8 protein-coding genes are annotated in these 26,310 nt (G+C 39.0%); all 8 read right to left on the bottom strand.

All coding sequences use genetic code 11. The features are described 5' to 3' along the window. Window positions 1–72 precede the first annotated feature (72 nt). The 8 genes from MS2017_RS02365 to soxY all read right to left on the bottom strand — a co-directional run bounded on the left by MS2017_RS02365 (window position 73) and on the right by soxY (window position 26,293). Window positions 73–4,107, bottom strand: a complete 4,035-nt coding sequence (locus MS2017_RS02365) for an FG-GAP-like repeat-containing protein (protein ID WP_122951128.1) — start codon at window positions 4,105–4,107, stop codon at window positions 73–75. A gap of 576 nt (window positions 4,108–4,683) precedes the next feature. After that, window positions 4,684–10,806 carry a beta strand repeat-containing protein gene (locus MS2017_RS11090; RefSeq protein ID WP_164707576.1) on the bottom strand — a complete coding sequence of 2,041 codons (6,123 nt, stop codon included), beginning with the start codon at window positions 10,804–10,806 and terminating at the stop codon, window positions 4,684–4,686. 583 nt (window positions 10,807–11,389) lie between these two features. Further along, on the bottom strand, window positions 11,390–17,218 hold the full coding sequence (locus tag MS2017_RS02355) for an FG-GAP repeat protein (protein ID WP_122951127.1): 5,829 nt from the start codon (window positions 17,216–17,218) through the stop codon (window positions 11,390–11,392). A 594-nt stretch (window positions 17,219–17,812) separates the two neighbouring features. Continuing rightward, on the bottom strand, window positions 17,813–23,638 hold the full coding sequence (locus MS2017_RS02345; protein WP_122951125.1) for a beta strand repeat-containing protein: 5,826 nt from the start codon (window positions 23,636–23,638) through the stop codon (window positions 17,813–17,815). A gap of 632 nt (window positions 23,639–24,270) precedes the next feature. Continuing rightward, window positions 24,271–24,618, bottom strand: a complete 348-nt coding sequence (locus tag MS2017_RS02340) for a putative periplasmic lipoprotein (RefSeq protein WP_071564694.1) — start codon at window positions 24,616–24,618, stop codon at window positions 24,271–24,273. Between the two features lie 11 nt (window positions 24,619–24,629). Continuing rightward, window positions 24,630–25,493 carry a sulfur oxidation c-type cytochrome SoxA gene (soxA, locus tag MS2017_RS02335; RefSeq protein WP_122951124.1) on the bottom strand — a complete coding sequence of 288 codons (864 nt, stop codon included), beginning with the start codon at window positions 25,491–25,493 and terminating at the stop codon, window positions 24,630–24,632. Between the two features lie 27 nt (window positions 25,494–25,520). Then, window positions 25,521–25,823, bottom strand: coding sequence for a thiosulfate oxidation carrier complex protein SoxZ (gene soxZ / locus MS2017_RS02330; protein WP_071564692.1), 303 nt, complete (start codon window positions 25,821–25,823; stop codon window positions 25,521–25,523). A gap of 26 nt (window positions 25,824–25,849) precedes the next feature. Beyond that, the gene (gene soxY, locus MS2017_RS02325; protein WP_071564691.1) at window positions 25,850–26,293 is read right to left on the bottom strand and encodes a thiosulfate oxidation carrier protein SoxY; all 444 of its coding nucleotides are present in this window, start codon (window positions 26,291–26,293) and stop codon (window positions 25,850–25,852) included. Between the last annotated feature and the right edge of the window lie 17 nt (window positions 26,294–26,310).

Below are 26,310 nucleotides of genomic sequence, written 5' to 3'. Positions count from 1 at the left end.
TTATACACTGAGTTTTTCTGATTACTTTGAACGCTAAGTTTTGCCCTCTGGCTGAGACAAGCAATAGAGCGGTTAAATCACCGCTAAATCTTGATCTATCCATAATTTTGCAGTGGAGGCGTTAGCATTGCTATAAATATCATAAGTAACACCATCCTTTGTTTCTGCAGAACCTTGAATAAAAGCATTGCCACTAAGTTCTATATCAACTTTATCACCCGCATCACCCATAACTTTAAGAACATTGGTTGAACTGGAAATATCCAATAAGTCATTAAGATTAAGTTTCAAAATATTGTCACCTGAACCTGTTAAATCAATGATTTCAATGTCTTGAATGCGACCATTGTCTATTTGCGTAAGATCTAAAATTAAGTCAGTGCCTGCTAATTTTAGCGTATCGGTATTACCGCCCCCATCAACACGAGCGAGTAAATGGTTACTCAGTACCTTGCTGGAGAGTTTGGCAAGGTTGTCCGCATTGATGATAATAGTGTCATCGCCCTTGCCTGCATTAAAGACATCGGTACCGCCATTACCTGTTAAGACATCGTTACCTAAACCGGCAACAAACAACTCATCCACAGAGGTGCCTGTTAGTGTGTCGTTTTTATCGGCATTAGTGTCACCTTGGAAATCGATTGCATGGGCAATGTCGCCTCCAGCAGCGCTAATATCTGCTAAATCAACGGCTTTTGTGTCAGTTTTGCCAAATATTACGAAAGATTTACCTATGCCTATACCATCGAGATCTGCCCCAAAAGCACCAACAATTAAATCATCCAAACCATCGCCGTTAACATCACCTGCTGAGGAAACTGAGAAGCCACTATAATCCTCAGCATTCTCGCCATTAATAACAAAGCCACCTGTGCCAGAGGCTATGGCTGATAAATTAACAGCAAATCCATCATCTTTACCAAACACGACATAAGATTTACCTGTGTTGCTTTTACCATCGGAGTTTGCTTGAGAAGCACCAACAATTAAATCATCCAAGCCATCGCCATTCACATCGCCTGCTGAAGAGGCTGAGAAACCACTTTTATCCCAAGCACTTTCACCATGAATAACAAAACCACCTGTGCCAGAGGCTATGGCTGATAAATCAACAGCAGCCCCATCAACTTTGCCAAACACGACATAAGATTTACCTGCTTGGTTTTCTGCCTTATAGGCACCAACAATCAAATCATCCAAACCATCACCATTCACATCGCCTGCTGAGGAGACTGAGAAACCACTCCCATCATAACTTTTCTCACCATTAATAACAAAGCCAGCTGTACCTGTGTCAGAGGCTACGGTTGATAAATCAATAATAGCGCCATCAATTTTACTAAACACGACGAAAGATTTGCCTGCTTTGTTTTTACTATCGGATCCTGCCTTATAGGCACCAATAATCAAATCATCCAAACCATCGCCATTCACATCGCCTGCTGAAGAGACTGAATAGCCACTCCAATCATAATCCTTCTCACCATTAATAACAAAACCACCCGTGTTTAAGGTTGATAAGTTAACAACGGCTCCATTAGCCTTGCCAAACACGACGAAAGATTGACCTGCTTGTGGTTTATCTACAAGGTCTACACCATAGGCGCCAACAATTAAATCATCTAAGCCATCGCCATTCACATCGCCTGCTGAAGAGACTGAGAAGCCACTATAATCCCCAATCCTATCGGCAGTCTCATCTTTATCACCATTAATAACAAAGCCACCTGTGCCCGTGCCAGGAGTTATGGTTGATAAATTAACAGCGGCTCCATCAGCTTTGCCAAACACGACGAAAGATTGACCTGCTTTGTTTTTAGCCTTGTAGGCACCAATAATCAAATCATCCAAGCCATCGCCATTCACATCGCCTGCTGAGGAGACTGAGAAGCCACTATAATCTCCCGCACTCTCACCATTAATAACAAAGCCACCTGTGCCAGAGACTATGGTTGATAAATTAACAGCGACTCCATCAACTTTGCCAAACACGACGAAAGATTGACCTGCTTGGTTTTCGGAGCCTGCTTTATAGGCACCAATAATCAAATCATCCAAGCCATCGCCATTCACATCGCCTGCTGAGGAGACTGAGTAGCCACTTTCATCTCCAGCACTTTTGCCATTAATAGTAAAGCCTTGTAGTAAAGTTTTCACTGATACCACAATAGATTGCTCGCTCTCATTGCCCGCAACATCAGTAGCAACAATGGTAATTGCATCATTATGCGCTACCGTTTGCATTGTTTTGTAGGTTACTATTCCAGTGTCAGTAGTAATCGAAAATTTACTGGCATTCGCTCCTTTTATGCTATAAGTAATGCCTTCATCTACATTGCCACCAGTATGGTTAACTACTCGAGCGTCGTAAATAGTAGTTGTAACCGCTGAATTTGTTCTAACATTAACGACATTACCTGTGCTGAAGAATAAAGGATCTGTGGTATCTACAATAATAGTTGAAGCGTTTACAGTCACGCTTGAGACATTGCCAGCTGCATCAGTTTGCTTGATCTGAATGGTATTTTGAGCATGGGCGCCTTCATCTAGCGTAAAACTATTGCCTTCGCCCTCAATAAAATTAGCGCCACTATTAACAGAATACTGCCAAGTTACACCTGCTTCTAAATCACCAACAGTTATCGTATTATTTTTAGTAATACCATCATCTGATAAACCTGTATCTATAAAGTTCAATCCTGGTGTTACTGGGGCGGTTATATCAATGACTACTACCGTTTCCCCTTGACCTGTGACACTACCACTATTAGCAGAAAGATTAACAACAACAGTGCAATTGCCATCGACAAGTTTTGAAGCCCAAGCATCATCATGACCTAAAGCCCAAATGTTGTTATTGATAACGGGAAGAGCGATGTTAACTACATAGACAATGGTATTATTTTGTTTGAAAACAATACTGGTAATACTTAAGTCAGTAAATGTAGTATTAGTGGGGGCAACTGAACCACTCAAAGTAACCACTGCTAATTCCGCAATATTGATATTATTATCAATATTATTCCAAATAACTGAGGTGGATAAAACAGAATCTTTCACCGACACAGTAACAAGTTGCTTTGTTTCATTGCCTGCAGCATCAGTAGCAATAATAGTAACTTTGTCGTTATCATGTGCTGTCGTTTGTTTGTGCTTATATTTTAGTTCACCCGTATCTCTGTTAATCGTAAATTTTTCTTTTTGATTGCCATTTTCTAGGGTGTAAGCAATTGTATTGTTGTCTGTTGTTGTTGCTATATATACCGTTTCCGATGCTTCGGCATTTATTTCAATATCAACTACGGCTTCACTGGTAAATAAAGGATTTGTGGTGTCCACAACAATAGGGGAAGCATTTTTAACGACGATTAAGATATTGCCGGCTGCATCAATTTGCTTAACCTGAATGGCATTCTTAGCATAAGTGCCTTCTCTCAACACAAAACTACTATTTGTACCATCAGTAAAACTAGCACCGCCATCAACAGAATACTGCCAAGTTTCCCCTTCCTTCAAGCCACTAACAGTAATCGTAGTATTGTTGGTAGTGCCACCTGCATCTGCAAAGGTAAATGTTAGTGACTCTTCATCATTATCACTGCCAATACTAGCGATAACCACAATGGCTGCGACTGCGACTGCAATTCCTATGTTTGAAGTAATAACATCGAAAAAACTTTGTTTGTCATCTGCGCTTACTCCCCTAGATTCTGTGGAAACAATAGATTGTTCGCCATAAAAATACACCACTTGGGTGCCGTCTTCTAAAGTGAAGAAAGCATCAGCAACAATATGGTAAAGTCCACCGTCTTTGGTGGGTAAAGAAACCAAGCAAGATAAATCAGTGGTGCAAATAGTAAAATAGTTATCAAAAATAACAACACTTTCTTCTAGTGCTACTTCTAAATCATCGCCGACTTTTTTGGCAATTAAGTTTAACTTTTTAGTGTCAAAATCTTTAGTGTTTAATTGATATGCCACACCTGTTTGGGTTTGGATGTGTTGAATGTCTTTGGTAATGGCAATAACTTCTTCGTTGAGTTGGTCAGCGACTTTTTGCACTTTATTCTGCAACGCTATAACTTGTTTTTGTGTTTTTACTTGCATACTTCTTTCCTTTGCCTCTATGTGGTCTAATTTAGAATAAATTTTCTTTAAAGGTTAGAGAAAATTTAATTGCGGCTTACCCGCATAATCAATTATGATTATGCAAATAAATTCTGTAAATTATACAATAATTTTTCATAAACAATGAATTGCCCTTATTTCTAGACTCTATTTTGAACGCACGCTAAAAAGAGAGCGTTGCATAAGCCAAAAAAAACCACCAAAACCTCAGGATTTCAGAACCTCTATTTTTCTAAGAAAATCAAAAAATCTGCAAAAAAAAATCCAATTTTTTTATCCGAAAAAACACCCATATTATTACTTTTCATCTCTAATTTTTGCGTTTTTTGTTAAAAAAAAGACGCAACAATCCGCAGGGAACGGTTTATAACCATTCCTTCTCTACCAAGAAAAGATGTTAGAGGAATCACCAGTGACCAGTTTTCAAAATGCCCTTTACCTAAGCCAGCAAACGCAAAAATTAAACATACTTAATTTTCTGATTACTTTGAACAGCAACTTTTCAAAGCCAATTACGCTAAGTTTTGCCCTTTGGCTGAGACAAACAAAGAACAGTTAAACCACCGCTAAATCTTGATCTATCCACAATTTTGCAGTGGAGGCGTTAGCATTGCTATAAATATCATAAGTAATGCCATCCTTTGTTTCTGCAGAACCTTGAATAAAAGCATTGCTACTAAGTTCTATATCAACTTTATCACCCGCATCACCCATAACTTTAAGAACATTGGTTGAGCTGGAAATATCCAATAAGTCATTAAGATTAAGTTTCAAAGTATTGTTACCTGAACCTGTTAAATCAATGATTTCAATGTCTTGAATGCGACCATTGTCTATTTGCGTAAGATCTAAAGTTAAGTCAGTGCCTGCTAATTTTAGCGTATCGGTATTACCGCCCCCATCAACACGAGCGAGTAAATGGTTACTCAGTACCTTGCTGGAGAGTTTGGCAAGGTTGTCCGCATTGATGATAATAGTATCGTCACCTGCACCTGCATTGAAAACATCGGTACCGCCATTACCCGTTAAGACATCGTTACCTAAACCAGCAATAAACAACTCATCAGCAGAGGTGCCTGTTAGTGTGTCGTTTTTATCAGTATTGGCATCACCTTGAAAATCAATTGTATGGGCAATGTCGCCTCCAGCAGCGCTAATATCTGCTAGATTAACGGCTGTTGTGTCGGTTTTGCCAAATATTACGAAAGACCTACCTACTTTATCCCCACTGCCATCAGGACTTGCTCCATAAGCGCCAATAATCAAGTCATCCAAGCCATCGCCGTTGACATCGCCTGCTGAGGAAACTGAGTAGCCACTATAATCCCCAGCATTCTCACCATTAATAACAAAGCCACCTGTGCCAGAGGCTATGGTTGATAAATCAACAGCGGCTCCATCAGCTTTACCAAACACGACATAAGATTTACCTGCTTGAACTTTACCATCGAATTTTGCCATATAAACACCAACAATCAAATCATCCAGTCCATCGCCGTTGACATCGCCTGCTGTGGAGACTGAGAAGCCACTTTCATCCCAAGCACTCTCACCATTAATAACAAAGCCACCTGTGCCAGAGGCTATGGTTGACAAATCAACAGCGGCTCCATCAGCTTTGCCAAACACGACATAAGATTTACCTGCTTTACTTTTTGTCTCACTGGGGGTTGCTTTACAAGCACCAACAATCAAATCATCCAAACCATCGCCGTTGACATCGCCTGCTGAGGAGACTGAGAAGCCACTTTCATCCAGAACACTCTCACCATTAATAACAAAGCCACCTGTGCCAGAAGCTATGGTTGATAAATCAACAGCGGCTCCATCAGCTTTACCAAACACGACATAAGATTTACCTGCTTGGTCTCTGCCATCAGGATCTGCCCTAAAAGCACCAATAATCAAATCATCTAAACCATCGCCGTTGACATCGCCTACCGAGGAGACTGGATAGCCACTATAGTCATTAGCACTCTCACCATTAATAACAAAGCCACCTGTGCCAGAGGCTATGGTTGATAAATTAATGGCAGTTGTGTTATCCTTCTTACCAAACACGACATAAGATTTACCTGCTAGAGATTCACCCATGGGGCCTGTATTATGGGCACCAACAATCAAATCATCTAAGCCATCGCCGTTGACATCGCCTGCTGAGGAGACTGAACTGCCACTCCAATCATCAGTATTCTCACCATTAATAACAAAGCCACCTGTGCCAGAGGCTATGGTTGACAAATCAACAGCGACTCCATCAACTTTGCCAAACACGACATAAGATTTACCTGCTTTACTTTTTGTCTCACTGGGAGTTGCTTTATAAGCACCAACAATCAAATCATCCAAGCCATCGCCGTTGACATCGCCTGCTGAGGAGACTGAGGTGCCACTCCAATCATTAGCATTCTCACCATTAATAACAAAGCCACCTGTGCCAGAGGCTATGGTTGACAAATCAACAGCGACTCCATCAACTTTACCAAACACGACATAAGATTTACCTGCTTTGTTTTCTGCATATTGAGCACTAACAATCAAATCATCTAAGCCATCACCGTTGACATCGCCTGCTGAGGAGACTGGCAAGCCACTATAATCACCAGCACTCTCACCATTGACAGCAAAGCCTTGTAATAAAGTTTTCACTGATACCACAATAGATTGCTCGCTCTCATTGCCCGCAACATCAGTAGCAACAATGGTGATTGCATCATTATGCGCTACCGTTTGCATTGTTTTGTAGGTTACTATTCCAGTGTCAGTAGTAATCGAAAATTTACTGGCATTCGCTCCTTTTATGCTATAAGTAATGCCTTCATCTGCATTGCCACCAGTATGGTTAACTACTCGAGCGTCGTAAATAGTAGTTGTAACAGCTGAATTTATTCTAACATTAACAGTATTACCTGTGCTGAAAAATAAAGGATCTGTGGTATCTACAACAATAGTTGAAGTGTTTACAGATGCACCTGAAATATTACCAGCTACATCAGTTTGTCTAATCTGAATGGCATTCTCAGTGTAATTGCCATCAGACAGCATAAAACTACTGCCTGTGCCACTGGTAAAGTTAGTGCCGCCATCAATAGAATACTGCCAAGTTGCATCTGACGCTAAACCATTAACAGTAATCGTACCATTGTTAGTAATACGATCGTTATCTAATGAACCTGTGTCTACAAAGGTAAATGTCGGTGTTGCTAGTGGGGTGGTGTCCACAACAATAGTTGATATATTTTTAAAAACGCTTGAAGTGTTACCAGCTACATCAGTTTGTTTGATCTGAATAGTATTTTCAACATAAGTACCTTCATTCAGTATAAAACTACTGCCTGTACCACTAGTAAAGTTAACACCGCCATCAATAGAATACTGCCAAGTTGCACCTGTCTCTAAATCACCAACAGTCATCGTGCCATTTTTGGTAATACCATCATTTGATAAACCTGTATCTGTAAAGTTCAATACGGGTGTTACTGGAGCGACTATATCAATTACTACTACCGCCTCCCCCTGACCTGTGATACCGCCACTATTAGCAGAAAGATTAACAATAACGATGCAATTGCCATCGACAAGTTTTGAAGCCCAAGCGTTGTCGTGGTCTAAAGTCCAAGTGTTGTTATTAATAACAGGAAGAGTGGTGTTAATCGTATGAACAATGGTATTATTTTGTTTAAAAACAATGCTGGCAATATTTAAGTCAGTAAATGTACTATCAGTGGAAGTAACTGTACCACTCAAAGTAGCCATTGCCAATTCCGCAATATTGATATTATTATCATCACCAATATTATTCCAAACAACTGAGGTAGATAAAATAAAATCTTTCACCGACACAGTAACGAGTTGCCTTGTCTCATTGCCTGCAGCATCAGTGGCAATAATGGTAACTTTGTCGTCATTGTGTGCTGTCGCTTGTTTTTGCTTGTATCTTAGTTCCCCCTTCTTGCTAATCGTAAATTTGTCTTTTTGATTGCCATCTTCTAAGGTGTAAGTAACTGCATTATTGTCTATTGCTGTTGCCTCATATATCGTTTCCGATGCCTCGGTGTTTGTTTTAACATCAACTGTAGTTGTGCTGGTAAATAAAGGATTTGTGGTGTCCACAACAACAGGTGACATATTTTTAAAAACGCTTGAAGTGTTGCCAGCTACATCAGTTTGTTTGATCTGAATAGTATTTTCAGCATAAGTACCTTCATTCAGTATAAAACTACTGCCTGTGCCACTGGTAAAGTTAGCACCACCATCAATAGAATACTGCCAAGTTGCACCTGCCTCTAAATCACCAACAGTCATCGTGCCATTTTTGGTAACACCATCATTTGATAAACCTGTATCTGTAAAGTTCAATACGGGTGTGTCTGGAGCGACTATATCAATTGCTACTACCGTTTTCCCTTGACCTGTGATACTGTTACTATTGGCAGAAAGATTAACAACAACAGTGCAATTGCCATCGACAAGTTTTGAAGCCCAAGCGTTGTCGTGGTCTAAAGTCCAAGTGTTGTTATTAATAACAGGAAGAGCGGTGTTAATCGTATGGACAACAGCATTATTTTGTTTAAAAACAATGCTGGTAATATTTAAGTCAGTAAATGCGCTATCAGCAGAAGTAACTGTACCACTTAAAGTAGCCATTGCCAATTCCGCAATATTGATATTATTATCATCACCAATATTACTCCAAACAACCGAGGTAGATAAAATAAAATCTTTCACCGACACAGTAACGAGTTGCCTTGTCTCATTGCCTGCAGCATCAGTGGCAATAATGGTAACTTTGTCGTCATTGTGTGCTGTCGCTTGTTTTTGCTTGTATCTTAGTTCCCCCTTCTTGCTAATCGTAAATTTGTCTTTTTGATTGCCACCTTCTAAGGTGTAAGTAACTGCATTATTGTCTATTGCTGTTGCCTCATATATCGTTTCCGATGCCTCGGTGTTTGTTTTAACATCAACTGTAGTTGTGCTGGTAAATAAAGGATTTGTGGTGTCCACAACAACAGGTGACATATTTTTAAAAACGCTTGAAGTGTTGCCAGCTACATCAGTTTGTTTGATCTGAATAGTATTTTCAGCATAAGTACCTTCATTCAGTATAAAACTACTGCCTGTGCCACTGGTAAAGTTAGCACCACCATCAATAGAATACTGCCAAGTTGCACCTGCCTCTAAATCACCAACAGTCATTGTGCCATTTTTGGTAACACCATCATTTGATAAACCTGTATCTGTAAAGTTCAATACGGGTGTGTCTGGAGCGACTATATCAATTGCTACTACCGTTTTCCCTTGACCTGTGATACTGTTACTATTGGCAGAAAGATTAACAACAACAGTGCAATTGCCATCGACAAGTTTTGAAGCCCAAGCGTTGTCGTGGTCTAAAGTCCAAGTGTTGTTATTAATAACAGGAAGAGCGGTGTTAATCGTATGGACAACAGCATTATTTTGTTTAAAAACAATGCTGGTAATATTTAAGTCAGTAAATGCGCTATCAGCAGAAGTAACTGTACCACTTAAAGTAGCCATTGCCAATTCCGCAATATTGATATTATTATCATCACCAATATTACTCCAAACAACCGAGGTAGATAAAATAAAATCTTTCACCGACACAGTAACGAGTTGCCTTGTCTCATTGCCTGCAGCATCAGTAGCAATAATGGTAACTTTGTCGTCATTATGTGCTGTCGTTTGTTTTTGCTTGTATCTTAGTTCCCCCTCCTTACTAATCGTAAATTTGTCTTTTTGATTGCCATCTTCTAAGGTGTAAGTAACTGCATTATTGTCTATTGCTGTTGCCTCATATATCGTTTCCGAAGCTTCGGTGTTTGTTTTAACATCAACTGTAGTTGTGCTGGTAAATAAAGGATCTGTGGTGTCCACAACAACAGGGAAAGTGTTCTTGATGATGATTAAGATATTGCCAGCTGTATCGGTTTGTTTAATCTGAATGACATTCTCAGCATAAGTGCCTTCGTTCAACACAAAACTACTACCTGTACCATCGGTAAAACTAGCGCCACCATCAATAGAATACTGCCAAGTTGCTCCTTCCTTCAAGCCACTAACAGTAATTGTAGCATTGTTGGTAGTGCCACCTGTATCTGCCAAGGTAAATGTTGGCAACACTTCATCGTCATTATTATTCTTGTCACTGCCACTAGTGGCAACTACAACAGCCACAACTGCAACTGCAGCCACAATTCCTATATTAGAGGTAACAACATCAAAAAAGCCTTGTTTGTTATCTGTGCTTACGGCACTAGATTCTGTGGAAACAATAGATTGTTCGCCATAAAAATACACTACTTGGGTGCCGTCTTCTAAAGTGAAGAAAGCATCAACAACAATATGGTAAAGTCCACCGTCTTTGGTGGGTAAAGAAACCAAGCAAGATAAATCAGTGGTGCAAACATTAAAATAGTTGTCAAAAATAACAACATTTTCTTCTAGTGTTACCTCTAAATCATCACCGACTTTTTTGGCAATTAAGTTTAACTTTTTAGTGTCAAAATCTTTAGTGTTTAATTGATATGCCACACCTGTTTGGGTTTGGATGTGTTGAATGCCTTTGGTAATTGCAATAATTTCTTCGTTGAGTTGGTCAGCGACTTTTTGCACTTTATTTTGCAACGCTATAACTTGTTTTTGTGTTTTTACTTGCATACTTTCCTTCCTTTGCTTTTAGTTAGGGTTTAATTTAGGCAAAACTTTCTTTAGAAATTAGTAAAAAACTTAATTAAGGTTTATCTGCATAATTAATTATGATTATGTAAATAAATCCCGTGTATATTATAGAATAATTTTTACATAGCAAACAAATTGTTCTTATTTTAGACTCTATTTTGGGCGCACGCTAAAAAGAGAGCGTTGTATAAGCCAAAAAAAAACCACACAAAACCTCAGGATTTCAGAACCTCTATTTTTCTAAGAAAATCAAAAAATCTGCAAAAAAAAATCCAATTTTTTTATCCGAAAAAACACCCATATTATTGCTTTTCATCTCTAATTTTTGCGTTTTTTGTTAAAAAAAGACGCAACAATCCGCAGGGAGCGGTTTATAACCATTCCTTCTCTACCAAGAAAAGATGTTAGAGGAATCACCAGTGACCAGTTTTCAAAATGCCCTTTACCTAAGCCAGCAAACGCAAAAATTATACATACTTAATTTTCTGATTACTTTGAACAGCAACTTTTCAAAGGCAATTACGCTAAGTTTTGCCCTTTGGCTGAGACAAACAAAGAACAGTTAAACCACCGCTAAATCTTGATCTATCCACAATTTTGCAGTGGAGGCGTTAGCATTGCTATAAATATCATAAGTAATGCCATCCTTTGTTTCTGCAGAACCTTGAATAAAAGCATTGCTACTAAGTTCTATATCAACTTTATCACCCGCATCACCCATAACTTTAAGAACATTGGTTGAGCTGGAAATATCCAATAAGTCATTAAGATTAAGTTTCAAAGTATTGTTACCTGAACCTGTTAAATCAATGATTTCAATGTCTTGAATGCGGCCATTGTCTATTTGCGTAAGATCTAAGGTTAGGTCAGTGCCTGCTAATTTTAGCGTATCGATATTGCCGCCACCATCAACACGAGCGAGTAAATGACTACTAAGCACCTTACTGGAGAGTTTAGCAAGGTTGTCCGCATTAATAATAATAATGTCGTCGCCCTTGCCTGCATTAAAAACATCGGTACCGCCGTTACCCGTTAAAACATCATTACCTAAACCAGTAACAAACAACTCATCGGCAACGGTACCTGTTAGTGTGTCATTATTATCGTCACCTAGAAAATCAACTGTATGGGCAGTAACACCTGAGGTATTACTAATATCTACTAAACCAATAGCTTTTGTGTCGGTTTTACCAAACACGACGAAAGATTCACCTGCATTGGATTTACCATTGGAGCTTGCCGTATAAGCGCCAATAATCAAATCATCCAAGCCATCACCATTCACATCACCTGCTGCGGCTACTGAGAATCCGCTTTGATCGCCGTGATTCTTTCCATTAATAACAAAACCACCTCTGCCTAAAGATATGTTTATTAAATTAACGACAGTTCCGTCTGTTTTGCCAAATACAATATAAGATTTGCCTTCATCTCTATGCATATCACTTCTTCCGTTAACAATCCTCTTACTCTCAGTAAGACTTGCCCCTGGGGCACCAATAATTAAATCATCCAAACCGTCGCCATTCACATCACCTGCTGAGGATACTGAGTATCCACTTTTATCCCAAGCAACCCCATTATCACCCTTAATAGCAAAACCACCTGTACCTGAGGATATGTCTGATAAATTAATGGCAGTTTTGTCTGTTTTACCAAATACAACATAAGATTTACCAACATGATAATATCCACCATATGCCTTATAGGCACCAATAATCAAATCGTCCAACCCATCGCCATTCACATCACCTGCTGAGGATACTGAGAATCCACTCTGGCTACCTGAAAGCTCACCATTAATAACAAACCCACCTGTGCCTGAGGCTATGTCTGATAAATCAACCGAATTACTATCTGCTTTACCAAATACAACATAAGATTTACCAGTGTCGTTATGGGCACCAATAATCACATCATCCAAGCCATCGCCGTTTACATCACCTGCTGAGGATACTGAGGCTCCACTGTAGCTACCTTGAATCTCACCTTTAATAGCAAATCCACCTAAAATTGGGGAACTGGATTTTAAATAAATTGAAGATTCATCACTCTTTCCAAACACAACATAAGACATTCCCGCATTGTTCTTACCATCAGGGTTTGCAAAAGCTGCCCCAACAATCAAATCATCCAAACCATCGCCGTTTACATCACCTGCTGAGGATACTGAGTGTCCACTTCCATCACCCTCATCAAGATCGTAACCATAGATTTCAAAGCCGCCTAATAAATCAACGGAAGTTGTGCCATTATCCGTTACCTTATTTCCTCCAAATATAACATAAGATTTACCGACATCAGATCTGCGCCCATCTACTCCGACCGCACCAACAATCAAATCGTCAAAGCCATCGCCGTTTACATCACCTGCTGAGGATACTGAATAACCAATGGAATCATCAGCATGCTCTCCATTAATAGCAAAGCCACCTGTGCCTAAGGCTATGTCTGATAAATTAACAGCTGCTTGACCAACACTTCCAAATACAACATAAAATTTACCTGATTTGACTTTATTAGCAGCAGCGCTTGCATCCTTAGCACCAATAATCAAATCGTCCAAACCATCGCCGTTGACATCACCTGCTGATGAGACTGAGTATCCACTCAAATCATCAGTATTTTCACCATGAATAGTAAATCCTTGTATAGCAAGAGGTCTCACCGATACAGCAACGACTCGCTCTGCTGTGTTGCCTGCAACATCAGTGGCAATAATGGTAACTGTGTCATTGCCATGCACTGTCGTTTGCATTGTTTTGTAAGTGACTATGCCAGTATTAGTAGTAATTGTAAATTTACTGGTGTCCGCATTTTTTATACTATAAGTTATACCATAATTTACATCACCATCACTAAGGTTGCTTGCTTGAGCGCTATAAACAGTAGTTGCAACAGGGCTGTTAACAAGGATACTGACTGTAGTAGGTTGTGGAGCAAATATTGGGTCTGTAGTGTCCACAACAATAGAGAAAGTATTTTTAACGACGCTTGAAGAATTGCCCGCTACATCAGTTTGCTTAACCTGAATGGCATCAGTACTATAAGTGCCTCCAGCCAGAACAAAACTGTCATCTTTGCCATCAGTAAAGCTAGTGCCACCATTAATAGAATACTGCCAAGTTGCACCTGTTACTAAACCGCCAACAATCACTATGCCATTGTTGGTAATATGATCTGTATTTGTTAAACCTGCATCTATAAAAGTCAACACCGGTGCTGCCAGAGAGGTAGTGTCTATAACAATAGGTGAATCATTCTTAAAGACGCTTGAGGTATTGCCAGCCACATCAAATTGTTTAATCTGAATGCTATTCTCAGCATAAATACCCTCAGTCAGCGTAAAACTACTGCCTGTGCCACTAGTAAAATTAGTGCCACCATCAATAGAATACTGCCAAGTTGCATCTGTTACCAAGCCACTAACAGTAATCGTGCCATTACTGGTAATGCCATCAATACTTGATGAACCTGTATCTACAAAAGTTAACCCTGGCGCTACTGGAGGGGTAGTGTCCACGACAATAGGCGAAGTATTCTTAAAGACGCTTGAGGCATTACCAGCCACATCAAATTGTTTAATCTGAATGCTATTCTCAGCATAAGTACCCTCAGTCAGCGTAAAACTACTGCCTGTGCCACTAGTAAAATTAGTGCCACCATCAATAGAATACTGCCAAGTTGCATCTACCACTAAACCACCAACAGTCATTGTACCATTGTTGGTAATACGATCTTCGTGCGATAAACCTGTATCTATAAAGTTAAATGTTGGCATTGCTGGAGGGGTGGCGTCCACAACAATAGTTAAATCGTTTGTCATTACGATTGAAACATTACCAATTGCATTAATTTGCTTAATCCGAATGGCATTGACAGCATAAGTGCCTTCAATTAGCGTAAAACTATTACCTGTACCATTAGTAAAGTTAACGCCACCATTAATAGAATACTGCCAAGTTGTATCTGACTCTAAATCACCAACAGTAATTATGCCATTGTTGGTAATACCATCGTCATTCACTGAACCAGTATCTGTAAAATTAAGTGTTGGCGTTGCTGGAACAATTTTGTTAATCGTTACTGCTGTTGCTTTTCCCTGACCTAATAAAATATTGCTATCACTGCCATTATTGTCAGAAAGGTTGACGGTAACTATGTAATTATTACCGTCATTAAGTTGTGAAGTCCAGGTGTTGTTGTTGACTAAAGTCCAAGTGTTATCGCTATTAATACTCGGAAGAAGGCTGGAGTCAAGCGTATAAGCGACATCAGCACCTTCTTGTTTAAAGATAATACTGGTAATACTGACATTACCGGCATTACTTAAGCCAGTAACTGCACCACTTAAAGTGGTTACTGCCAATTCCGCAATATTAATAATACCATCATCACTAATGCCATTCCAAATAACTGTGGTGAGTAAAGCAATCTCTTTCACCGACACAGTAACGAGTTGCTTTGTTTTATTGCCTGCAGCATCAGTGGCAATAATGGTAACTTTGTCGTCATTATGTGCTATCGTTTGTTTTTGCTTGTATCTTAATTCACCCTCCTTGCTAATCGTAAATTTGTCTTTTTGATTGCCATCTTCTAAGGTGTAAGTAACTGCATTATTGTCTGTTGCTGTTGCTCCATATATCATTTCCGATGCTTCGGTGTTTATTTCAACATTAACTATAGTTGCGCTGGTAAATAAAGGATTTGTGGCGTCCACAACAACAGATGACATATTTTTAAAAACGCTTGAAGTGTTGCCAGCTACATCAGTTTGTTTGATCTGAATAGTATTTTCAGCATAAGTACCTTCATTTAGTATAAAACTACTGCCTGTACCACTGGTAAAGTTAACACCGCCATCAATAGAATACTGCCAAGTTGCACCTGCCTCTAAATCACCAACAGTCATTGTGCCATTTTTGGTAACACCATCATTTGATGAACCTGTATCTGTAAAGTTCAATACGGGTGTTACTGCGACTATATCAATTACTACTACCGCCTCCCCCTGACCTGTGATACCGCCACTATTAGCAGAAAGATTAACAACAACAGTGCAATTGCCATCGACAAGTTTTGAAGCCCAAGCGTTGTCGTGGTTTAAAGTCCAAGTGTTGTTATTAATAACAGGAAGAGCGGTGTCAATCGTGTGAACAACAGCATTATTTTGTTTGAAAACAATGCTGGCAATATTTAAGTCAGTAAATGTGCTATCAGTGGAAGTAACTGTACCACTCAAAGTAGCCATTGCCAATTCCGCAATATTGATATTATTATCATCACCAATATTATTCCAAACAACTGAGGTAGATAAAACAAAATCTTTCACCGACACAGTAACAAGTTGCTTTGTTTCATTGCCTGCAGCATCAGTGGCAATAATGGTAACTTTGTCGTCATTATGTACTGTCGTTTGTTTTTGCTTGTATCTTAGTTCCCCCTCCTTACTAATCGTAAATTTGTCTTTTTGATTGCCATCTTCTAAGGTGTAAGTAACTGCATTATTGTCTATTGCTGTTGCCTCATATATCGTTTCCGATGCCTCGGTGTTTGTTTTAACATCAACTATAGTTGCGCTGGTAAATAAAGGATTTGTGGTGTCTACAACAACAGGGGAAGTATTCTTAATGACGGCTAAGGTATTGCCGGCTGCATCGGTTTGTTTAATCTGAATGGCATTCTCGGCATAAGCGCCTTCGTTCAGCACAAAACTACTACCTGCACCATCAGTGAAACTAGCGCCACCATCAACAGAATACTGCCAAGTTACTCCTTCTTTCAAGTTATCGACAATAACCATAGCACTGTCGGTAAAGTCGCCTGCATCTGCAAGGGTAAATGTTAGTGGTGCATCATCGTCATTACCATTCTTGTCGCTGCCACTAGTGGCAACTACAACAGCCCCAACCACAACTGCAGCTACGATTCCTATGTTGGAAGTAACAACATCAAAAAAGCTTTGGTTGTTATCTGTGCTTACGGCACTAGATTCTGTGGAAACAATAGATTGTTCGCCATAAAAATACACCACTTGGGTGTCGTCTTCTAAAGTAAAGAAAGCATCGGCAACAATATGGTAAAGTCCACCGTCTTTGGTGGGCAAAGAAACCAAGCAAGATAAATCAGTGGCGCAAATATTAAAATAGTTATCAAAGATAATAACACCTTCTTTTAGTGTCACTTCCAAATCATCGCCGATTTTTTTGGCAATTAAGTTTAACTTTTTAGTGTTAAAATCTTTAATGTTTAATTGATACGCTACACCTGCTTGAGTTTGGATGTGCTGGACACCCTCAGCAATGGCAACAACCTCTTCGTTAAGTTTATTAACGACTTTTTGAGCTTTATTTTGTAACGCCATAACTTGTTTCTGTGTTTTTGCTTGCATACTTTCTTTCCTTTGCTTTTATTAGGGTTTAATTCAGATAAAACTTTCTTTAAAAAATTAGTAAAAAACTTAATTAAGGTTTATCTGCATAATTAATTATGATTATAATTATGATTATGCAGATAAATCCCGTGCATATTATATAATAGTTTTTACATAGAAAGTAAATTTTTTTTATTTTAGACTCTATTTTGGGTGCACGCTAAAAAGAGAGCGTTGTATAAGCCAAAAAAAACCACCAAAACCTCAGGATTTCAGAACCTCTATTTTTCTAAGAAAATCAAAAAATCTGCAAAAAAAATCCAATTTTTTTATCCGAAAAAACACCCATATTATTACTTTTCATCTCTAATTTTTGCGTTTTTTGTTAAAAAAAGACGCAACAATCCGCAGGGAGCGGTTTATAACCATTCCTTCTCTACCAAGAAAAGATGTTAGAGGAATCACCAGTGACACCAGTTTTCAAAATGCCCTTTACCTAAGCCAGCAAACGCAAAAATTAAACATACTTAATTTTCTGATTACTTTGAACAGCAACTTTTCAAAGGCAATTACGCTAAGTTTTGCCCTTTGGCTGAGACAAACAAAGAACAGTTAAACCACCGCTAAATCTTGATCTATCCACAATTTTGCAGTGGAGGCGTTAGCATTGCTATAAATATCATAAGTAATGCCATCCTTTGTTTCTGCAGAACCTTGAATAAAAGCATTGCTACTAAGTTCTATATCAACTTTATCACCCGCATCACCCATAACTTTAAGAACATTGGTTGAGCTGGAAATATCCAATAAGTCATTAAGATTAAGTTTCAAAGTATTGTTACCTGAACCTGTTAAATCAATGATTTCAATGTCTTGAATGCGGCCATTGTCTATTTGCGTAAGATCTAAGGTTAGGTCAGTGCCTGCTAATTTTAGCGTATCAATATTGCCGCCACCATCAACACGAGCGAGTAAATGACTACTAAGCACCTTACTGGAGAGTTTAGCAAGGTTGTCCGCATTAATAATAATAATGTCGTCGCCCTTGCCTGCATTAAAAACATCGGTACCGCCGTTACCCGTTAAAACATCATTACCTAAACCAGCAACAAACAACTCATCAGCAGCGGCACCTGTTAGTGTGTCATTATTATCGTCACCTAGAAAATCAACTGTATGGGCAATAGCGCCTTTGGTAGCATTAATATCTGCTAAACCAATAGCTCCTGTGTCGGCTTTACCAAACACGACGAAAGATTTACCTGATTTGTATTTACCATTGGAGCTTGCCGTATAAGCGCCAACAATCAAATCATCCAAGCCATCACCATTCACATCACCTGCTGCGGCTACTGAGGATCCACTTTGATCGCCGTGATTCGCTCCATTAATAACAAAACCACCTCTGCCTAAAGATATTTCTGTTAAATTAACGACAGTTCCGTCTGTTTTGCCAAATACAATATAAGATTTGCCTTCATCTCTATGAGCATCAAGCCCTCCTTCCGGAAGAATATTATGACTCTCAGTAAGACTTGCCCCTGGGGCACCAATAATTAAATCATCCAAACCATCGCCATTCACATCACCTGCTGAGGATACTGAGTATCCACTTTTATCCCAAGCAACCCCATTATCACCCTTAATAGCAAAACCACCTGTACCTGAGGATATGTCTGATAAATTAATGGCAGTTTTGTCTGTTTTACCAAATACAACATAAGATTTACCAACATCATAATATCCACCATATGTCCTATAGGCACCAATAATCAAATCGTCCAACCCATCGCCATTCACATCACCTGCTGAGGATACTGAGAATCCACTCCAGCTACTTGAAAACTCACCATTAATAACAAACCCACCTGTGCCTGAGACTATGTCTGATAAATTAACCAAATTACTATTTGCTTTACCAAATACAACATAAGATTTACCAGCGCCGTTATGATAGGCACCAATAATCATATCATCCAAGCCATCGCCGTTGACATCACCTGCTGAGGATACTGAGTATCCACTGTAGTCACCTGCATTCTCACCCTTAATAACAAATCCACCTAAAATTGAGGAGCTGGGTTTTAAATAAATTGTAGTTGCATTATTCTTTCCAAACACAACATAAGATGCTCCCGCATTGTTCTTACCATCAGGGTTTGCATAAGGTGCCCCAATAATCAAATCGTCAAAGCCATCGCCGTTGACATCACCTGCTGAGGATACTGAGTATCCACTTTGATCACCCTCTTCAAGATCGTAACCATAGATTGCAAAGCCTAATACATTAATGTAAGATGTTGTTTCATCATATACTACCTTAGTTGCTCCAAATATAACATAAGATTTACCGACATTAGATCTGCGCCCATACGCATCTACTCCGAACGAACCAACAATCAAATCGTCAAATCCATCGCCGTTTACATCACCTGCTGAGGATACTGAATGACCAATGTAATCATCAACATGCTCTCCACCAATAGCAAAGCCACCTGTGCCTAAGGCTATGTCTGATAAATTAATAGCTTCATGACTAACATTTCCAAATACAACATAAAATTTACCTGATTTGACTTTATTAGCAGCAGCGCTTGCATCCTTAGCACCAATAATCAAATCGTCCAAACCATCGCCGTTGACATCACCTGCTGATGAGACTGAGTATCCACTCAAATCACCAGCTTTTTCACCATTAATAGTAAATCCTTGTGCAGCAGGAGGTCTCACCGATACAGCAACGACTCGCTCTGCTGTGTTGCCTGCAACATCAGTGGCAATAATGGTAACTGTGTCATTGTCATGCACTGTCGTTTGCATTGTTTTGTAAGTGACTATGCCAGTATTAGTAGTAATTGTAAATTTACTGGTGTCCGCATTTTTTATACTATAAGTTATACCATAATTTACATCACCACCACTAAGGTTGCTTGCTTGAGCGCTATAAACAGTAGTTGCAACAGGGCTGTTAACAAGGATACTGGCTGTAGTAGGTTGTGGAACAAATATTGGGTCTGTAGTGTCCACAACAATAGAGAAAGTATTTTTAACGACGCTTGAAGAATTGCCCGCTACATCAGTTTGCTTAACCTGAATGGCATCAGTACTATAAGTGCCTCCAGCCAGAACAAAACTGTCATCTTTGCCATCAGTAAAGTTAGTGCCACCATTAATAGAATACTGCCAAGTTGCACCTGTTACCAAACCGCCAACAAGCACCATGCCATTGTTGGTAATATGATCTGTATTTGTTAAACCTGCATCTATAAAAGTCAACACCGGTGCTGCCAGAGAGGTAGTGTCTACAACAATAGGTGAATCACTCTTAAAGACGCTTGAGGTATTGCCAGCCACATCAGATTGTTTAATCTGAATAATAGTCCTAGCATAAGTGCCCTCAGGCAGCGTAAAACTACTGCCTGTGCCACTAGTAAAGCTAGTGCCACCATTGATAGAATACTGCCAAGTTGCATCTGTTACCAAGCCACTAACAGTAATCGTGCCATTACTGGTAATGCCATCAATACTTGATGAACCTGTATCTACAAAAGTTAACCCTGGCGCTACTGGAGGGGTAGTGTCCACGACAATAGGCGAAGTATTCTTAAAGACGCTTGAGGCATTACCAGCCACATCAAATTGTTTAATCTGAATGCTATTCTCAGCATAAGTACCCTCAGTCAGCGTAAAACTACTGCCTGTGCCACTAGTAAAATTAGTGCCACCATCAATAGAATACTGCCAAGTTGCATCTACCACTAAACCGCCAACAGTCATTGTACCATTGTTGGTAATGCGATCTTCGTGCGATAAACCTGTATCTATAAAGTTAAATGTTGGCATTGCTGGAGGGGTGGCGTCCACAACAATAGTTAAATCGTTTGTCATTACGATTGAAACATTACCAATTGCATTAATTTGCTTAATCCGAATGGCATTGACAGCATAAGTGCCTTCAATTAGCGTAAAACTATTACCTGTACCATTAGTAAAGTTAACGCCACCATTAATAGAATACTGCCAAGTTGCACCTGACTCTAAATCACCAACAGTAATTATGCCATTGTTGGTAATACCATCGTCATTCACTGAACCAGTATCTGTAAAATTAAGTGTTGGCGTTGCTGGAACAATTTTGTTAATCGTTACTGCTGTTGCTTTTCCCTGACCTAATAAAATATTGCTATCACTGCCATTATTGTCAGAAAGGTTGACGGTAACTATGTAATTATTACCGTCACTAAGTTGTGAAGTCCAGGTATTGTCGTTGACTAAAGTCCAAGTGTTATCGCTATTAATACTCGGAAGAAGGCTGGAGTCAAGCGTATAAGTAGCATCAACACCTTCTTGTTTAAAGATAATACTGGTAATACTGACATTACTGGCATTACTTAAGCCAGTAACTGTACCACTTAAAGTGGTTACTGCCAATTCCGCAATATTAATAATACTATCATCACTAATGCCATTCCAAATAACTGTGGTGAGTAAAGCAATCTCTTTCACCGACACAATAACGAGTTGCTTTGTTTCATTGCCTGCAGCATCAGTGGCAATAATGGTAACTTTGTCGTCATTATGTGCTATCGTTTGTTTTTGCTTGTATCTTAGTTCACCCTCCTTGCTAATCGTAAATTTGTCTTTTTGATTGCCATCTTCTAAGGTGTAAGTAACTGCATTATTGTCTGTTGCTGTTGCTTCATATATCATTTCCGATGCTTCGGTGTTTATTTCAACATTAACTATAGTTGCGCTGGTAAATAAAGGATTTGTGGTGTCCACAACAACAGATGACATATTTTTAAAAACGCTTGAAGTGTTGCCAGCTACATCAGTTTGTTTGATCTGAATGGTATTTTCAGCATAAGTACCTTCATTTAGTATAAAACTACTGCCTGTGCCACTGGTAAAGTTAGTGCCACCATCAATAGAATACTGCCAAGTTGCACCTGCCTCTAAACCACCAACAGTCATTGTGCTATTTTTGGTAATGCCATCATTTAAGTTCAATACGGGTGTTACTGGAGCGACTATATCAATTACTACTACCGCCTCCCCCTGACCTGTGATACCGCCACTATTAGCAGAAAGATTCACAACAACAGTGCAATTGCCATCGACAAGTTTTGAAGCCCAAGCGTTGTCGTGGTTTAAAGCCCAAGTGTTGTTATTAATAACAGGAAGAGCGGTGTTAATCGTGTGAACAACAGCATTATTTTGTTTGAAAACAATGCTGGCAATATTTAAGTCAGTAAATGTGCTATCAGTGGAAGTAACTGTACCACTCAAAGTAGCCATTGCCAATTCCGCAATATTGATATTATTATCATCACCAATATTATTCCAAACAACTGAGGTAGATAAAACAAAATCTTTCACCGACACAGTAACAAGTTGCTTTGTTTCATTGCCTGCAGCATCAGTGGCAATAATGGTAACTTTGTCGTCATTATGTACTGTCGTTTGTTTTTGCTTGTATCTTAGTTCCCCCTCCTTACTAATCGTAAATTTGTCTTTTTGATTGCCATCTTCTAAGGTGTAAGTAACTGCATTATTGTCTATTGCTGTTGCCTCATATATCGTTTCCGATGCCTCGGTGTTTGTTTTAACATCAACTATAGTTGCGCTGGTAAATAAAGGATTTGTGGTGTCTACAACAACAGGGGAAGTATTCTTAATGACGGCTAAGGTATTGCCGGCTGCATCGGTTTGTTTAATCTGAATGGCATTCTCGGCATAAGCGCCTTCGTTCAGCACAAAACTACTACCTGCACCATCAGTGAAACTAGCGCCACCATCAACAGAATACTGCCAAGTTACTCCTTCTTTCAAGTTATCGACAATAACCATAGCACTGTCGGTAAAGTCGCCTGCATCTGCAAGGGTAAATGTTAGTGGTGCATCATCGTCATTACCATTCTTGTCGCTGCCACTAGTGGCAACTACAACAGCCCCAACCACAACTGCAGCTACGATTCCTATGTTGGAAGTAACAACATCAAAAAAGCTTTGGTTGTTATCTGTGCTTACGGCACTAGATTCTGTGGAAACAATAGATTGTTCGCCATAAAAATACACCACTTGGGTGTCGTCTTCTAAAGTAAAGAAAGCATCGGCAACAATATGGTAAAGTCCACCGTCTTTGGTGGGCAAAGAAACCAAGCAAGATAAATCAGTGGCGCAAATATTAAAATAGTTATCAAAGATAATAACACCTTCTTTTAGTGTCACTTCCAAATCATCGCCGATTTTTTTGGCAATTAAGTTTAACTTTTTAGTGTTAAAATCTTTAATGTTTAATTGATACGCTACACCTGCTTGAGTTTGGATGTGCTGGACACCCTCAGCAATGGCAACAACCTCTTCGTTAAGTTTATTAACGACTTTTTGAGCTTTATTTTGTAACGCCATAACTTGTTTCTGTGTTTTTGCTTGCATACTTTCTTTCCTTTGCTTTTATTAGGGTTTAATTCAGATAAAACTTTCTTTAAAAAATTAGTAAAAAACTTAATTAAGGTTTATCTGCATAATTAATTATGATTATAATTATGATTATGCAGATAAATCCCGTGCATATTATATAATAGTTTTTACATAGAAAGTAAATTTTTTTTTATTTTAGACTCTATTTTGGGTGCACGCTAAAAAGAGAGCGTTGCATAAGCAAAAAAAAAAGACGCAATAGTCCGTAGGGAACAGTTTATAACCGTTCTTTCTCTACTAAAAAAAGAGGTTAGAAGAATCACTAATGACACCATTTTTTCAAAATACCTTTTACCTAAGCCACCCCAAACGCACAAGTTATACACACTTAGTTTTCTGATTATTTTGAACCCCAACTTTTCAAAGTCAATCCATTATACTAAGTTTTGCCCTTTGGTTAGGGGTAAAAAATAGAATAGTTATTAAGTCACCCTTGAATTCACATAAGCACAACACTCATTAAGTTGGTCAAAAGAGTGTTATGCTTATGATAAGGATTCAAGTACCTATGCAAAAGTCTCGAATAAAAAATACAGACGAAAAAATACCCCAATAAAGGGGTATTTTTTCTAAATAACTAGATAAATCTAGAAATTAGGACCTGCATTAACTTGGTCTTTAGCTTGTTGTTGACCAAGCCTACCATGTTCAGCAGCTGTTACAAGCAACTTAATGGCGGCTTTTTCATTGCCAGCTTTAGCCTTTTTCTTAGCAGACTTCATAAGTTTACGGATCGTGTTCCATTCCATACCTACTTTTTTAGCCTTCTTCTGCTCAGATTTAGCCACCTTCAGCGCAGTTGCATAAGAAAGAACTGGTGCTTCAACTTTGACTTTAGCCATAGTGGCAGGCGCCATAGACTTATATCCAGAGCCACTACCTCCACAAGCTGACAAACCAAAAGCTAACGATAATATTAATAATACCTTTTTCATGTTATTCTCCTTTATTCTCTGTACTCGGTACCAGAAATCTCCATGCCATTACTCATAATAGTGTGGAAGTATTCTAGATTGCTATACGCATCTTTTTGTCGCTTAAATGGTTGCGCACGAACTTGCTTGTTGCAACCGCCATAACGACGCTGAATGGTGCCAAAACCATCACCTTTCTTCTTCGCCCATTTTCCACGCCATACAGGAAAGTGTGTAACTTGCCCTAATGCTGGCGACAATGTGTTGCCACGAATACGCCGACCAGGGTTATCTACATGACAATTCGCACAAGATAAGTTGAGTTGTCCTCGCTTAGCATAGAAAAACTTTTTGCCTGCGTTATAAGCAGCCAACGCCTTTTCATCACCTTCAGGTACGATTACATTAATGGTTTGACCTTCAGCAATGGTCGTTAAGTAAGCCGAAATCCAAGCTAACTTACCTTTACCAGAACCAATTTTCTTCTCGCCATTTTTTACACGGCAATCTAAAAGTGCTTTTTCCAAACTAACAACCTTGCCCTTAGCTGCATCCCATCGTGGATACTGAGTGCGAATGGTTTCATCATCACCAGAAAAACAACTGGAATAAGTTTTTCCATTCTTAAACGCTGTTTTCCATAATTTCCCACCTTTTTCTACATGATCCTCAAATGGGGGCATCTCCATCAATGCTTCAAACTGTGACATTTTGTCTTCACTCATCGCATAAGGACCTTTGGAAAAGTCATTTAACGATAATTCAGGAAACCTTTTTTTAAAGTGACCTTGGAAGGCGTCAATGTCAGACTGAACGACTGATGATTGCTGCACCGAAAATACAGCGGTTGAGCTCAATAAAGCTGTCACCGCTACTGTTGTTATAATTTTCTTCATTATTCTCTCCTCAAATAAAAAATAAACTTACTTGGATTTTTTCATCATAGTGCCTGTGCTTCCCAAGTTGTCCTTATATTTAAGTTCAATGGTATCGCCTTTGGCACCAGCAACTTTAAACTTAAAGTATGGGTCTTTAGAAACAGAACTACCAATATCTGCATCTACAAACTTTTTACCATTATGCGATATGGTTATGTGATCAATATGGTTTGCAGGAATTAATTTACCTTTTTTCTTACGAAATCCAGTTTCCATTGGATGTTTAATAAGCGCTTTGACAGTAATAACACCTTTTCTAGCTTTTGGCTTTAATTTAATTTTTGACATAATGTTTTCTCCTTTTTTATATTTAGTTAACCGCCGCAGCCGCCAATGGTTACTTTGATGTTTTTCGTTACTTTGGTCATTGAACCGTTTGCAGTAACAATCGCATCTACATCCGAAGTTTTACCCATTTTAATACGAGTAGAAACAAAGCCAACAGCGCCAGACAAATTGAATGAAGCCGCTAATGGTGTGCTGTTCTTTTTTACTAAAAAAGCAATATTAGAAACACCATTCATCTTGGAAGCATCCACTGTTACTGGTACAACTGCACCATTTTCAGCGATTTTAGGGGCTTTGAACTTAAATGAACCTGCGCCCGCACTTGCTGCACCTGATACTGCCGTATTCGACAAGCCCTTAAATTTTGCTGAAGCAGCAAAAACTGCTGACGGTGTTAGTAAGCCTGCGCCTACTGCCGTTACAACCGCTGATCCTGCCATTGCACTTTTTAAAAATAATCTTCTTTTCATTTTCTTTTCTCCTTTAA

Source organism: Bathymodiolus thermophilus thioautotrophic gill symbiont (assembly GCF_003711265.1).
Classification (GTDB): domain Bacteria; phylum Pseudomonadota; class Gammaproteobacteria; order PS1; family Pseudothioglobaceae; genus Thiodubiliella.
The sequence above is the reverse complement of the archived record's forward strand: the minus strand, read 5'-3'. Positions and strand labels throughout refer to the sequence as shown.